This window comes from Rhodococcus phenolicus (genome assembly GCF_001646785.1).
Taxonomy (GTDB): Bacteria; Actinomycetota; Actinomycetes; order Mycobacteriales; family Mycobacteriaceae; genus Rhodococcus; species Rhodococcus phenolicus.
The window spans coordinates 24,116-37,966 of the sequence record NZ_LRRH01000037.1; the positions used below are offsets into that span (position 1 = coordinate 24,116).

Here is a 13,851-nt window from a genome sequence, read left to right on the forward strand (position 1 = left end):
TACCGAGCCGGGCAAACGCGTGGTTCGACCGGCAGCGACGTCACGCCAACTACTATCGACAAGGTGTCGCCCGCCGAACGTGCCAACCGCAACCGCCGCAGCTCGCGGCGGCGTGGCGGCAGCGGCGGATCAGCCGTCCGTTCCGGGTCGGATCCCGCCAAACCCCAGTTGAGGACGGTGCGGGAGACCTCCGCCGGGGGACTGGTCGTCGACGGTCTCGGTGGTCCTCCCGAGCAGTTGTGTGCCGCGCTGATCGGCCGCACCGACCGGCGCGGGCGACTTCTGTGGTCGCTGCCCAAAGGGCACATCGAGAAGGGTGAGACCGCCGAGGAAACGGCCATGCGCGAAGTCCACGAGGAGACGGGCATCCGCGGCAAGGTCCTGGCCGAACTCGGCAGCATCGACTACTGGTTCGTCACCGAGGGCCGGCGCGTGCACAAGACCGTGCACCACTATCTGCTCCGCTACCTCGGTGGCGAACTGTCCGACGCCGACATCGAGGTCACCGAGGTCGCGTGGGTGCCCCTGACCGAGCTGCGGTCGCGGCTCGCCTACGCCGACGAACGCAAACTCGCCGACGTCGCGGATCAATTGATCGCCGAGATGAGCCCCACGTGGCGGCGGCTCGGCGCCGGCGGACCGGAGGCCCGTCTCGGATGACGCTGTTGATGCACCGGGCCGGTGCCGCGGTCCTTGTCGTGCTCGCACTCGTGTTCGCGACGGTCGGCGGCACCGTCGTTCTCGCGACGATGGGCGGCGCCACCGCACGCGCGGAATCGGACAACACCTCCCGGTTCCTGGAACTGGACATCGACGAGGTCACCCCGTCCGTCGTGACCGACGGCGGCGAACCGGTGGTGAAGGTGTCGGGGACCGTGCGCAACATCGGGGACCGGGACGTCTCGGACGTCAGCGTGCGACTGCAGCGCGCACCCATGGTCACCGACACCACCGAACTGCGGACGACCCTGACCCTCGACCAGAGCGGCTTCGACACGGTCGGCGAATTCGAATCGATCGCCGACCTGCTCGAACAGGGCGACGACGAGCACTTCTCCCTCGAGATGCCGCTGCGGTCGGCGTCGGAACCGTCGCTGGGCATCGACACGCCCGGCGTGTATCCGCTGCTGGTGAACATCAACGGCACACCCGAGTACGGCGGGGAGGCACGTCTCGACGACGCCCGGTTCCTGCTCCCGGTGCTCGCGGTGCCCGGTGACGGCGATGACCTGCCGCCGGTGGCACCGCCGCAGGGATCCCCGGCCGTCGTGACGATGCTGTGGCCGCTGGCCGACGAGCCGCGGCTCGCGGCGGGTGTGGCCGGATCCGTGACCGAACCGGTGCGGCTCGTCGACGACGAACTGGCCACGTCCCTCGCGCCCGGGGGCCGCCTCGACGGGCTGCTCACGGCCGTGGAATCGGTCGCCGGCGACGAGAACCAGGGTCGCCTCGCCGGTGCCCTGTGCCTGGCGGTGGACCCCGATCTGCTGGTGACCGTGGCGAACATGACGCGCGACTATCTCGTCGTCGACGATCCCGCCGATCCGCTGGGCGACGCGCGCGAGGGTGAAGGCAAGGATGCCGCCACCTCCTGGCTGAACCGGCTGCGGACCGTCGCGTCGTCGATGTGCACGGTCGCGGTGCCGTTCGCGCAGGTAGATCCCGTGGCGCTGGCCGACGTGGCCGAATCGTCGCCGGCCGGGGCGTCGCTCACCGCGGCGGCGCTCACCGCACCCGCGGACATCGTCGACAACATCCTCGGCGTCACGTCCGTGCGCGATGTGGTGTGGCCGGACTCCGGTGTTCTCACCGAGAAGGCCGGGCTGCTGCTCGCCCAGGACGGTCCGGTGACCACGCTCCTCGCCGACAGTGCCGTCGACACCTCCACCGCCGCGTCTCCCGCCACGCGGGTGTCCGGTGTCGACGGACTCACCGCCGCACTCTTCGACAGCTCGGCTGCGGCGGCGCTCGCCGCGGTCGGAGATCGGCCGTCGACACCGTCCTTCGTGCCCGAGTCCGCGCGCTACGACCTGGGCGAGGATTCGGCGACCGCTCGTCTGCAGGATGCCCTGGGGGCGATCGCCTGGCCTGCGCTGAACGGGACCGACGCGGCCGGCGCGGCGGACCGTTCCGTCCTGTTCGCACCTTCGCAAACGTGGACCCCGACCGAGGACGAGGCCACCGACCTGTTGTCGTTGCTCGAGACCCTCGTCCGGGCAGGACTGGCGGTGCCGCGCCCGTTCGAGCAGGTCGTCGGTGCCGCCGCTGCCACCGTGGACGCCCCGGATGCCGCGCTCCTGTCGTATCCGGAGCAGGCGATCGTCGACGGTGCGTCGAACGTCGTGGTGGGACACGTCGCGGAACAGGCACCGCGTCTGGATGCGCTGCAGCTCGCACTCGTCGAGGACCCGCAGGCCCAGCTCACCCCCCAGAGGTTCCTGGCCCCGCTGCGCGAGGACATGCTGAGGTCGATGAGTCTGGCGGGCCGCCGCGGACCCGATCCGGGGGCCGCGGAGCACGCCGCCTACACACGGTCGACGGCCGTGGGGGAGGCCGTGGACCGGATGTTCGAAGGCGTGACGGTCCTCTCACCGGGCGGTGTCTACACGCTGACGTCCGAGCAGAGTCCCCTAGTGTTGGTCGCGCGCAACGATCTGCCCGTGGGCATCACCGTGCGGTTGCACGTGGACGCGCCCCCGGAGATGGAGATCACCGACATCGGGCCGACCCAGCTGCCGCCGCGCGGGAGCCGCACACTGACGGTGCCCACGCAGATCAGCGACTCGCGGAAGCTCGGTGTCGAGTTCGCTCTCACCACCGAGTCCGGGTTGTCTCTCGGCACGCCGACGAGTGTGACGGTACGTTCGAACGCATACGGCCAGATCCTCGCCATCGTCACCGGCTGTGCGGGGGCGCTCCTGCTGTTCCTGGCAGGCCGGCGACTTCTGCACCGGTTCCGCGGTGAACCGGATCCAGCCGACGAAGGGTACGAGAAGTCATGACCGGGAACCCGGCCCGAGACGGTCGCGGAGCGTCCACGGCGGACGTCGCGTCGGCACACGGCGCGGATACCGCACCGGTCCCCGTTTCGACTCGTAAGACCTCGGGTCTGCTCGCCGCGACCGGCTCCATCGCGATCGCCACACTCGTCAGCCGGATCACCGGTTTCTTCAAGCAGGTGCTGCTGCTGACGTTGCTCGGCGCGGGGGTCGCGAGTTCGTTCACGGTCGCGAACCAGATCCCGAACATGATCTCCGAGCTGGTGCTGGGCGCCGTGCTCACCTCGATCGTGGTTCCCGTGCTGGTCCGTGCGGAACGGGAGGACCCCGACGCCGGCGCCGCCTTCGTCCGTCGTCTGTTCACCCTGTCCGTGACGGTCCTCGCGATCGCCGCCCTGCTCGCGACCGCCGCGGCGCCGTTCCTGGTGACCCGGTTCTTCCTCGACGACACCGGCAAGGTCTCGACGTCGCTGACGACGGCGCTGACGTTCCTGCTGCTGCCGGCGATCCTGTTCTATGGTCTGTCCGCGCTGCTCACAGCGATCCTCAACACGCGGCAGGTGTTCAAACCGGGTGCGTGGGCGCCGGTGCTCAACAACCTCGTGGTGCTCGCGGTACTGATCCTGTACTTCCTGCTGCCCGGTGAGATCACCCTCGATCCGGTGCGGATGAGCGATCCGAAGCTGCTTCTGCTCGGCATCGGCGTCACCCTCGGTGTCGTCACCCAGGCGATGTCGCTGGTTCCCGCGCTGCGGCGCGAGAAGATCAGCCTGAAGCCGCTGTGGGGTTTGGACGACCGGTTGCGGCAGTTCGGCGGTATGGCCGCCGCGATCGTGCTGTACGTGCTGATCAGCCAGGCGGGCACGGTCTTCGCCACACACATCTCGTCGGGTGCCGACGAGGCCGGTCCCGCGATCTACAACAACGCGTGGGCCCTGCTGCAACTGCCGTACGGCGTGCTCGGCGTGACGTTGCTGACCGCGATCATGCCGCGGCTGAGCCGCAACGCCGCGGAGGACGACACTCCGGCGGTCGTCGACGATCTGTCCGTCGCGACCCGTCTGACGATGATCGCGCTGATCCCGATCGTCACGTTCTTCACGATCGCCGGCCCGCAGATCGGCACTGCCCTGTACGGGTACGGCAGCTTCGGTTCCGGGAACGCCGATCTGCTGGGGCAGGCGGTGAGCTGGTCGGCGTTCACGCTGATCCCGTATTCACTGGTCCTGATCCACCTGCGAGTGTTCTACGCGCGGCAGCAGGCGTGGACGCCGACGTGGATCATCCTGGGCATCACCGCTGTCAAGATCACCCTGTCCGCCGCGGCACCGGCGCTGGCGAGCGACGACGAACACGTGGTCCTGCTGCTCGGCGTCGCCACCGGCATCGCGTTCACCGTCGGCGCGTGCATCGGCGGTTTCCTGCTGCATCGCACGCTCGGCAACCTGCAGATGTCGAACGTGGGCCGCACCGTGTGGAACGTGGTGATCGCATCCGCCGCGGCCGCCGCGGCGATCCTGCTCGCGGACCGGTTGCTGCAACTCGACGCGCTGAGCGAACGTTTCGGCGGTGTCGGATCGATCGTCCGCGTGGGTATCACCGGCGTGCTGATGATCCTCGTCGCGGTCACGGTCATGTGGGTGCTCAAGGTGCCCGAGATCCTCGCGATCACCGCCGCGGTGCGCCGGAAGGTCGACGCACTGCGCGGACGTGGTGCACCACCCGAGACCTCCGAGACAACGGATGCGGACGCGACCCGGGCGCTGCCGGCGAATCGTCCGGTCCCGGCCCGTCGCCCCTACCCGGAGAGCGACGCCGAGAAGACGATCGTGCTGCCGCGTCTCGACTACCTCTCGTACGGCGGCTCGCCGTACGACGCGATCACAGAAGTCATTCCCGTCATCCGGGACCGGCCCGGGGAACTCGATGCTCAGCAGCACCTCCCGTACCCTGGGCACCGGCAGGTTCGGCCCCCGGGTTACGGGTCGCAGCAGTTCACGGGGCCGGGCGATGCCCGTTTCCGCGCACGAGGTGGACGAGTCGAAGAAGAAGGAGTCAGGGTGAGCGACGACCACGCTGCCGGCAAGTCCACGATCGATGCCGCCGCACCTGCGGACCCGTCCGCACCCGCGGGCGAGTCCGCCCCGGCGAAGAACGCGCAGGCCACACCGCCGGCCGACGCCACCGAATCCTCGGACGGCGCCGCGCAGCGAGGCACCGCGAAGGCGGGCCCGGCGGACGCGGCGGCGAAGAACGCCGGAGCCGACGGCTCGAAGCGTCCCGCACCGAAGAGCACCGCACGCCCGAAACGCGACCCCAACTACGACACCGGCGTGATCCCGATCGGCTCGCCGCAGCTTCCTCCGCTGCGCGTCTCCGGTTCGGCCCCGCGACCGCAGATGCGTGGACCCGAGCTCATCCCCGGTGCGTCCGTCGCCGGTGGCCGGTACCGGCTGCTCGCCCCGCACGGCGGTGCCCGCGGGCTGCGGTTCTGGCAGGCCCAGGACGTCAAGCTCGATCGTGAGGTCGCGTTGACGTTCGTCGACGCCGAGCAGCGCTCCGCGAACGTCACCGGCCCCGACGGACCGCAGGCCATCCTGTCGCGCACCCTCCGGCTCGGCCGCATCAGCTCGCCCGGCCTGGCCCGCGTCCTGGACGTGGTCCGCGGCAGTTCGGGCGGCATCGTGGTGTCCGAATGGACACCGGGACGCTCGCTGCGGGAGATGTCCGGCACCGAACCGTCCCCGATCGGCGCGGCTCGCGCCGTGCGTGCGCTCGCCGCGGCAGCGGAGTCGGCGCACCGTGCCGGCAGCGCGCTGTCGATCGACCATCCCGACCGGATCCGTATCAGTGTCGCCGGCGACGCGGTCCTCGCCTTCCCCGCGACCTTCGCGGACTCCGACGCGGTGTCCGACGTGCGCGGCCTCGGTGCGAGCCTGTACGGGCTGATCACCGCCAGGTGGCCGCTTCCCGATGCGACGGCACCGGGAACAGCGGCACCGAAGGGCGGGACCGTCGGCGGGATGACACCGGCCGACCACGGTGCCGACGGCACACCCGTGGAACCGCGGGTCCTGCGGCCCGAGGTGCCGTTCGAGATCTCGGCGGTCGCGGTCCGGGCGCTGCAGAACGACGGGGGCATCCGCACCGCGGCGACCGTGCAGCACATTCTCGATCAGGCTTCGGTCGTCGACCAGAAGACTGACATGATCCCGGCGCTGCGACTCGGGCAGCGGGCGGGCTCCGAACCGCATGCCCTCTCCGACCCGGAAGCGCTCGCCGAGAAGAAGAAGCGGTCCGAGCGGATGCTCATGGCACTCGTCGGACTCGGCATCACCACCGTGGTGCTGCTCGCACTGATCGGCTGGTGGATCGCGAACCTTCTGGCCGGTGGCAACTCCGACGAGCCGCTCACCAGCCAGGAATTCGGGCTCACGCCCACCGCGGAAGCACCCGAACCGGAGGCGGCTGCGGCACCGACCGCCGCCCCGGCCGCGGCCGGCCCGATCGAGGCGACGTCGGTGACGGTGTTCTCGCCGCAGGGAACCCCGGACTCGCCCGCGACCGCGCCTCTGGCGATCGACGGTGATTCCGGCACGCAGTGGAGCACCGACGCCTACTTCGACCCGTTCCCCTCGCTCAAGAACGGCGTCGGCCTGATGTTCGGCCTCGCGGATCCGGTAGCGCTGCAGTCGGTCTCGGTCACCACCGACGATCCGGGCACCGTCGTCGAAATCCGCAGTGCGCCTTCGGATCAGGCGTCGCTCGATCAGACACAGGTGATCGGTTCGGGCACCCTGGGTTCCGGCGTCACCGAAATCCCGATCACCGCCGAGGGCCGTACCTCGAACGTGCTGCTCTGGATCACCGATCTCGCCAGCAGCGGTGGCAGCAACAAGAGCACGATCGCCGAGGTCACCTTCACCGCAAGCGAATAACCTCTCGCCGCTCACCACCGATTCCTCGATCGGATCGGTTACCATCCGCGCGTGCGAATTTTCGGGGGGATCGCAAAAATCGCCGTGTCCGATGCCGAGTTGTTGGCAGCGCATGCGGCCGGGGACGACCAGGCGTTCGCAACGCTGCTGCGCCGCCACTACGACCATCTGTGGCAGGTCGCGCGGCGAACCAGCTACTCGCCCGAGGACGCGGCCGACGCCCTGCAGGAGGCGCTGCTCTCGGCGCACCGGACCGCGTCGTCGTTCCGGCAGGACGCGGCGGTACGCAGCTGGTTGCACACGATCGTCGTTCATGCCTGCCTGGACCGGATACGCCGCAACCGGGCCCGGCCCACGGTTTCCCTGTATCTCGAGGACGGCGACGAGCCGCAGTCCGCACGCAACCACATCGCCGAGGCCGAGACCGCACTCGATGTGGGCTCCGCACTCGCTGCCCTACCCGAGGATCAGCGGGTCGCGGTGGTCGCGGTCGACATCGAGGGCTACTCGATCCGGGAGGCATCCCGGCGTCTCGGCGTTCCGGAGGGCACCGTGAAGAGCCGCTGCGCGCGCGGTCGCTACAAACTGGCCGTGCTTCTCGGCGATCTGCAGGACCCGGGGAACCGAACCTGACTCCGGACCGTCTAATTGTGATGAGAGGGCATCGAATAGCCGAGGAGGACTTCGCATGAACGAGGGCGACCTGCCGCGTCCGCCGTACCCTGCGGACCTGCTCGCCGACCTTCACGCGGGTGTGCTCGACGACGATGTCGCCGAGCGCCTGTGGCCGCTGGTACGCGACGATCCCGACGCCATGGCCGTGATCGACGCTCTCGACGGCGTGCAGCAGCGCCTGCGGGTTCTCGCGGATCCGGATACACCGGGCACCGAGGCGATGCCCGCGGCGGTTGCGATGCGACTCGACGACGCCGTCCTCGATGCCGTGCGCACCCGGCGGCGCCGGCGCCGCGTGTTCGCGGGGGCGGTCGCCGGGGCTGCCGCGGCCGTCGTCGCGGTGGTGGTGTTCGTGATCGTCGGGGGGATCGGCCCGGCGGCGAGCGACGGCCCGATCGCGCCGATCGCGGCCGGTCCGGACGACGCCGCCGCACTCGAACCGGACACTCTGCGCAGCCTGGTCGGCTCGTCCGATCTCGGGCCGCTGTCCGACGACCGTGCGCTCGCGGAGTGCTTGACCGCCAACGGGATCGACCCCGCCCTCCCGGTGCTCGGGTCCAGGACGATCGGTTACGGCGACCGGGACGCGGTCGTGCTGCTGGTGCCCGGCGAGGCGCCTCCCCGGCTCACCGCCGTTGTGGTCGGAACAGAGTGCGACGCAACGCATCCCGAGACCCTGTACGTGACCACCATAGGGTGAGTCCCGATCAGCGATCCGCGACCGGCAGCAGCAGTTCGAGGATTCTGGCCCGCAGCGCGGGTGTGTCGTCCTCCGCGGCGATGAGACTGCCGAACAGCGCCGCACCCGCCGCCATCACGAGGACCGCGCGCGCGTCGAGTGCATCCCGGTCCGTGCCGTCGGAGAACAGCGCGGTGCTCGGCCCGCTGAAGGTGCGCCACAGAGCATTGCGCAGATCTTCGTGGTCGCGCAGCGCGGTGAGCAGTCCGGGTAGGGCGGCCCGGACGTCGGGGCGGGCGAAGAGTTCGGCGCTGCCGGTGACCACCCATTCGATCCATCCGCGACGGTCGATGCCGTCGTACGGTTCGAGATCCGGCGCGGATCCGAGCAGGGCGTCGAGCACGAGGTGCTCCTTGCCGGACCAACGGCGGGTGAGGGCGGCGCGACCGACGCCTGCGCGGGCGGCGATACCGCGCATGCTCAGCCGCTCCCAGCCGACCTCGACGAGCATTTCCCGGGTCACCGCGAGGACTTCGGTGTCGATACGCGGTTCGCGCGGGCGGCCGGGGGGAGGAGCCACGGACATACTGTTTGTATCTTTTCGGTATGCGATGTGATCTACGGCATCGCGCAGGGGTTATAGTTGAACGACATTTACGATACCACTGGCATCGAAAGTAGGGCCATGTCTCCGTCGCGTCCCACAGTGTTCGAACCGGCTCGACTCGGACCACTCACGCTCCGCAACCGCATCGTCAAAGCGGCCACCTTCGAAGGGGTCATGCCGCACGGCGCGATCACCGACGAACTCGTCGAGTTCCACGCCGAGGTCGCTCGCGGCGGCACGGCACTGACCACCGTCGCCTACTGCTCGGTGTCCCCGGAAGGTCGCGTCCACCGCGACACCATCGTCCTCGACCGCGACAGCATCCCCGGCCTGCGCCGCCTCACCGACGCCGTCCACGCCGAGGGCGCCCTCGCCTCGGCACAGATCGGACACGCCGGTCTCGTCGCCAACCAGATCTCCAACGGCGTCAAGACACTCGCACCGTCCACCCGCATCAGCCCACCCGCCATGGGTCTCGTCCGCGGAGCCACACTCGCACAGCTCGACCAGGTCGTCGAGGACTACGAGCACGCCGCCCGCAACGCCGTCGAGGCAGGCTTCGACGCGCTCGAGGTGCACCTCGGACACAACTATCTGCTCAGCTCGTTCATGAGCCCCAACCTCAACAAGCGCAGCGACCGCTACGGCGGAACCCTCGAGAAGCGCAGCGCATTCCCGCGCCGGGTGCTCGAGGCGGTACGCAAGGCCGTCGGCGACAAGATCGCGATCATCGCGAAGTTCAACATGACCGACGGCGTACCCAAGGGCCTGTGGCTGAACGAGTCCCTGCCCATCGCCAAGATGATCGAAGCCGACGGTCACATCGACGCGATGGAACTGACCGGCGGCAGCTCGCTGCTCAACGGCATGTACTTCTTCCGCGGCGAGGTACCGCTGCGAGAGTTCATGGCCTCCCAGCCGAAGGTCGTCGGCTGGGGCCTGAAGTTCTACGGTCCCAAGATCTTTCCGACCTATCCCTTCGAGGAGGGCTTCTTCCTGCAGGAAGCACGGCAGTTCCGGGCCGAACTGAAACTGCCGATCATCCTGCTCGGCGGCATCAACCGGCTCGACACCATCGAGCACGCACTCGACGAAGGCTTCGAATTCGTCGCGATGGGCCGGGCGCTGTTGCGCGACCCCTCGGTGGTCGACAAGTTCCGGTCCGAGCAGGCCCAGGAAGGCCTGTGCATCCACTGCAACAAGTGCATGCCGACCATCTACACCGGCACCAGGTGCGTGATCCGCGAGACGCTGCGCGAGACGCCTCGGACGGTCTGATCCGGGGCTATCCTGCATCACCATGGGTGAGGCACGGTGACGGCGCCACCGGTACACGTACAGGTGAACGTGCTCGGTCCCGTCACCGTGCTCGTCGCGGGGCAGCGGATCAGCGGGATCGGGCCCGGCCGGCTCGCGGTCCTCGCGCGGCTCGTGACCGCCCACGGTCGTCCGGTGACCGCGGACCGGCTCGTCGACGACCTGTGGGAGGGAACCCCACCGGCCAAGGCCCCGGCCGCGCTGCAGGCCCACATCTCCCATCTGCGCGGGCTGATCGAACCCGTCCGCGCAGCGCACGCCCCGGCACGCCGTCCGCGTCGCTACTGCCTGCCCTGAGCGCCCTCGTCGACGCCGACCCGGGCCGGGAACGCGCCGTACGGCTGCTCGCGCTCGCCCGGTACCGGACCGGGGGACAGGCCGAGGCTCTCGCGACGGTGCGCGCGTCGAAGCGGTACCTCGCCGACGAACTGGGTCTCGATGCGGGCCAGGAACTTCAGGCCCTCGAACGGGATCTGCTCACCGGTGACGTTGTCGCCGGTGCGGCGACACCCGCGGCCGTCCCGACCGGCCGCCCCGACGAACTGGCCGCCCTGCTCGACGAGGCGGACCGCGCCCTCCACGGCACCCGCGTCGTCTGGCTGTCCGGCGACGCCGGCGCCGGCAAAAGCCATCTCCTCGGCGCCGCAACGGCCGAACTGTCCCACCGCGGCTGGCGCGTCACTCGCGGTAACTGCCCGGAGAGCGACGGCGCGCCACCGGCATGGCCGTGGACCGAACTCCTGCGGCGCGCCGCAACCGCCTACGGGGACCTGCCCGCGAATCTCGAACCGCTGATCACGTCCACGTCGGATCCCGTCGACGTGTTCCGCCTCGGCCACGCTCTCGGGAACTTCCTCGCCGAACTCGCAGGGCCCGCACCGCTTCTCGTGGTCCTCGACGATCTGCACCGTGCCGACGAACTCACCCTGCACCTGCTGCGCCTGGTTCTGGAGGTTCTCGACGACGCGCCGGTCCTGATGATCACGACCCACCGCACAGCCGCTTCCGGCACCGGCCTGGCGGCAGTCCAGGTTGCCGCGAGCGGCCGCGACGGCCGGCATCTTCCGTTGGGCCCGCTGACCGACGACGGTGTCGTCGCCGTCCTCGGCGCGTGCGGCGTCACGGGACTGCCTCCGGCCGAGTTCACCGTCCTGTGCGAGCGATCCGACCGGAATCCGCTGTACGTCACCGAGTTCGCACGACTCGTCACGGACGAGGGTGCGGCGGCACTCGAACACGGCCTTCCCGCCGGAATCGCCGACCTCGTCCGCCACCGCCTCCGGCACCTGCCGGACACGACGATCCAGGTACTGCGGGCGGCGGCGGTGATCGGCCGGGACGCGGATCTGGACGTCCTCGCCGGTATGTACGGCACCGGTCCCGAGCACCTTCTCGACGCGCTCGAGCCCGCGCTCGCCGCACGAGTGCTCACCGAACCCGCACCCGACCGGATCCGCTTCACACACAGCCTCGTCCGCGACACCCTGTACGAAGACCAGTCGCGCAGCCGGCGGGTCAGGTTGCACGCCGCGGCGCTCGCCGCGATCGCGAACCTGCGTCCGCACGACGTCTCGGCGCTCGCGCACCACGCTGCGTTGTCCGCGACCCCCGCCACCGCCCACATCGCCGTCGAACATCTGGTGGAGGCCGCCCGCCGGGCCGACGCGCACGGCACGTACCTCGACGCCGCGGCCCTGTGGAACTCGGCGGTCGCCGCCCACGAAATGTCCTCACGCACCACCGAAGCCGAACTCTGCGCGCTGCTCGCCGCGCAGACCGGAGCGCTCGCGCGCAGCGGTGACATCGTCACGGCACGCGCGGCGCGGGCCCGTGCCGTCGACGTGGCCCGTCGTCACCGCGACACGGACGCAACGATCGCGGCGCTCACCGCATGGGCCGCTCCGGTCACGTGGACGATCCGCGTGGAGCCCGGCGCCGACCGGCACATCCTGGACCCGATCGAGTCCGTGCTCACGACACCCGGGCTCGGCGACCGGGACCGGGCACTGCTCCACGTCGCCCGGGCCTTCGAACTCGAAGGACCGGACTCGGCCGGCGCGCTCGACTCGGCGCGACAGGCGTGGGCGCTGGCCCGCGCGGGCAACGACGCGGCGGTGCGGTGCCGGGCCCTCAACGCACTCGGGTACCTCGCGTACGGGCCCGATCCGGTCGGGCAACGACGGGAGATCGCCGCGGACCTGCTCGCCGAGGCGGCGGCCGCCGGAGACACCGCGTTCCAGGCACAGGCCCATTTCCAGTGGTTCCTGGCGGCCGCCGCCGAAACCGCGCTCGACGAGGCACGCGAGCACGCAGACCTGGCGGTGCGGTACGCGTCCGGCCGGCAGCTCACCCAGCTGATCGGTGTGCTCGCACTCTTCCGTTCGGTGATGCGCCTGCTCGCGGGAGACGCTGCCGGAGCACTCGCCGGCTACGACGCGATCACCGCCCGGCTCACCGCCGAGGGCACCGCATCCGCTCAGTGGATCGGCACGATCGGGCGTATCGGTGCCGGGGTCCTTCGCGGGGATCTCGCCCCGCTGGTCGCCGAACTCACCGCCGTCGAAACCGCCCGGCCCCACAGCGTCAGGTTCCCGCTCGTGCTGGCGCTGCTCGACGCCGGTGACGAGGACCGTGCACGCGGCCTGTGGGAAGCCCACCGGCCGCATCCGCGCGACTACTACTGGCTTGCGATGACCACGCTGCAGGCGCTGGCCGCCGCCCGTCTCGGCGACATCGAGACCGCCCGGACCTGTCACGACGCACTACAGCCGTTCAGCGGACGCATCGCCGGCCTCGATTCCGGTTCGTTCTGTGCCGGACCGGTGGACGCTGCGCTCGCCGAGACCTCGGAGCTGCTCGGCGACGACGCTGCCGCCGCCCGGTACCGGAGCGCGGCCGGTTCCCTCACCGCGGCACTGGAACGCCGGTTGCAGGATCCGGCGTGGGCGTCGTGGTGCTGACACCGGCGCGCACAGCACCGAGAATGTGGACACCGATCGCGGCGAACGCGAGACCCCGCGGGATCTCGATCACCAGTCCGGCCACACCCGGGAGCGTCGGGATCGGCAACATGAGCACCACCGCGCCCGCCGCGAGGGTGACGCCGATCCAGACCTGCACGGCTCGCGAGCGGATCAGTGCGACCCCGAACGCCAGCATGCTCACCATCATCACCAGGCCACTGCCCAGCTGCAGCGCCACGTAGGCGGGATTGTCGAGGAGGGTGTCGGCGCCCGACACGAGATGCGCGGTCTCCGGATCGTGCGCGAACGGAACCGCAACGAAGGCCTCGATCGCCAGGTGCATGAACGCGACGAGGGTCGACGACACCATGTACACGGCGTAGGCGACGAGGCCGAGAACACCCGCTCGCCGCGACACCCACGCGTACAGCGCGGGCAGCCCCAGCAACTGCAGCAAGGTGCCGATCAACAACAGGTACTGGGGGAGGGGATTGACGGGCAGGGTGAGCGCCGCCACCGAATGCGCGGCGCCGTCGACGACCGGATGCATGACCCCGCCCGCGAGATTCACCGGGAACGCGACCACCACAGCCGCGGCGCCGAGTCGATACAGGAGTGAAGGAGTAATCGTCATGCGACGAGCATCGACCGGTGAACTTGCCGAAAACTTGCC

At 70.1% G+C, this 13,851-nt stretch carries 10 protein-coding genes; 8 read left to right on the plus strand and 2 right to left on the minus strand.

What is annotated here, in order from left to right; genetic code table 11:
- The first annotated feature begins 63 nt into the window (after positions 1 to 63).
- The 5 genes from A8G15_RS11430 to A8G15_RS11450 are packed head-to-tail and all read left to right on the plus strand — an operon-like array spanning position 64 to position 8,312.
- Positions 64 to 660, plus strand: a complete 597-nt coding sequence (locus A8G15_RS11430; protein ID WP_068159163.1) for an NUDIX hydrolase — start codon at positions 64 to 66, stop codon at positions 658 to 660.
- A complete protein-coding gene (locus A8G15_RS11435; protein WP_068159165.1) occupies positions 657 to 3,002 on the plus strand; it encodes a DUF6049 family protein in 2,346 nt (781 codons plus the stop codon). Before A8G15_RS11430 ends, A8G15_RS11435 begins: the two co-directional genes overlap by 4 nt.
- Entirely contained in the window at positions 2,999 to 6,937 is a 3,939-nt protein-coding gene (gene murJ / locus A8G15_RS11440; RefSeq protein ID WP_068159167.1) for a murein biosynthesis integral membrane protein MurJ, read from the plus strand. The genes A8G15_RS11435 and murJ overlap by 4 nt, the downstream gene beginning before the upstream one ends.
- A gap of 51 nt (positions 6,938 to 6,988) precedes the next feature.
- On the plus strand, positions 6,989 to 7,570 hold the full coding sequence (gene sigM / locus A8G15_RS11445; RefSeq protein ID WP_068159169.1) for an RNA polymerase sigma factor SigM: 582 nt from the start codon (positions 6,989 to 6,991) through the stop codon (positions 7,568 to 7,570).
- A gap of 55 nt (positions 7,571 to 7,625) precedes the next feature.
- A complete protein-coding gene (locus A8G15_RS11450) occupies positions 7,626 to 8,312 on the plus strand; it encodes a hypothetical protein (protein ID WP_068159171.1) in 687 nt (228 codons plus the stop codon).
- Between the two features lie 7 nt (positions 8,313 to 8,319).
- Here A8G15_RS11450 and A8G15_RS11455 read toward each other — a convergent pair whose 3' ends face one another.
- Positions 8,320 to 8,871 (minus strand): TetR family transcriptional regulator, encoded by a 552-nt coding sequence (locus A8G15_RS11455; RefSeq protein WP_245687809.1) that lies wholly within the window; start codon positions 8,869 to 8,871, stop codon positions 8,320 to 8,322.
- A gap of 105 nt (positions 8,872 to 8,976) precedes the next feature.
- Here A8G15_RS11455 and A8G15_RS11460 point away from each other — a divergent pair, with 105 nt between their 5' ends.
- Genes A8G15_RS11460 through A8G15_RS11470 form a run of 3 tightly spaced genes read left to right on the plus strand, consistent with a single transcriptional unit; the run spans position 8,977 to position 13,175 of the window.
- Positions 8,977 to 10,176 carry an NADH:flavin oxidoreductase gene (locus A8G15_RS11460; RefSeq protein WP_068159175.1) on the plus strand — a complete coding sequence of 400 codons (1,200 nt, stop codon included), beginning with the start codon at positions 8,977 to 8,979 and terminating at the stop codon, positions 10,174 to 10,176.
- Between the two features lie 36 nt (positions 10,177 to 10,212).
- Positions 10,213 to 10,512, plus strand: a complete 300-nt coding sequence (locus tag A8G15_RS31810) for an AfsR/SARP family transcriptional regulator (protein ID WP_082899820.1) — start codon at positions 10,213 to 10,215, stop codon at positions 10,510 to 10,512.
- On the plus strand, positions 10,509 to 13,175 hold the full coding sequence (locus A8G15_RS11470; protein WP_245687811.1) for an ATP-binding protein: 2,667 nt from the start codon (positions 10,509 to 10,511) through the stop codon (positions 13,173 to 13,175). Before A8G15_RS31810 ends, A8G15_RS11470 begins: the two co-directional genes overlap by 4 nt.
- Here the strand turns inward: A8G15_RS11470 and A8G15_RS11475 are convergent.
- Complete coding sequence (locus tag A8G15_RS11475; protein WP_156665345.1) at positions 13,120 to 13,812, minus strand: hypothetical protein; 693 nt, start codon at positions 13,810 to 13,812, stop codon at positions 13,120 to 13,122. The genes A8G15_RS11470 and A8G15_RS11475 overlap by 56 nt on opposite strands.
- Between the last annotated feature and the right edge of the window lie 39 nt (positions 13,813 to 13,851).

What these genes read in the sequence shown, in the direction of transcription:
- A8G15_RS11435 (WP_068159165.1), top strand. Translation starts at nt 657, where the DNA reads ATGACGCTGTTGATGCACCGGGCCGGTGCCGCGGTCCTTGTCGTGCTC.
- murJ (WP_068159167.1), top strand. Translation starts at nt 2,999, where the DNA reads ATGACCGGGAACCCGGCCCGAGACGGTCGCGGAGCGTCCACGGCGGAC.
- A8G15_RS11450 (WP_068159171.1), top strand. Translation starts at nt 7,626, where the DNA reads ATGAACGAGGGCGACCTGCCGCGTCCGCCGTACCCTGCGGACCTGCTC.
- A8G15_RS11460 (WP_068159175.1), top strand. Translation starts at nt 8,977, where the DNA reads ATGTCTCCGTCGCGTCCCACAGTGTTCGAACCGGCTCGACTCGGACCA.
- A8G15_RS11475 (WP_156665345.1), bottom strand. Translation starts at nt 13,812, where the DNA reads ATGACGATTACTCCTTCACTCCTGTATCGACTCGGCGCCGCGGCTGTG.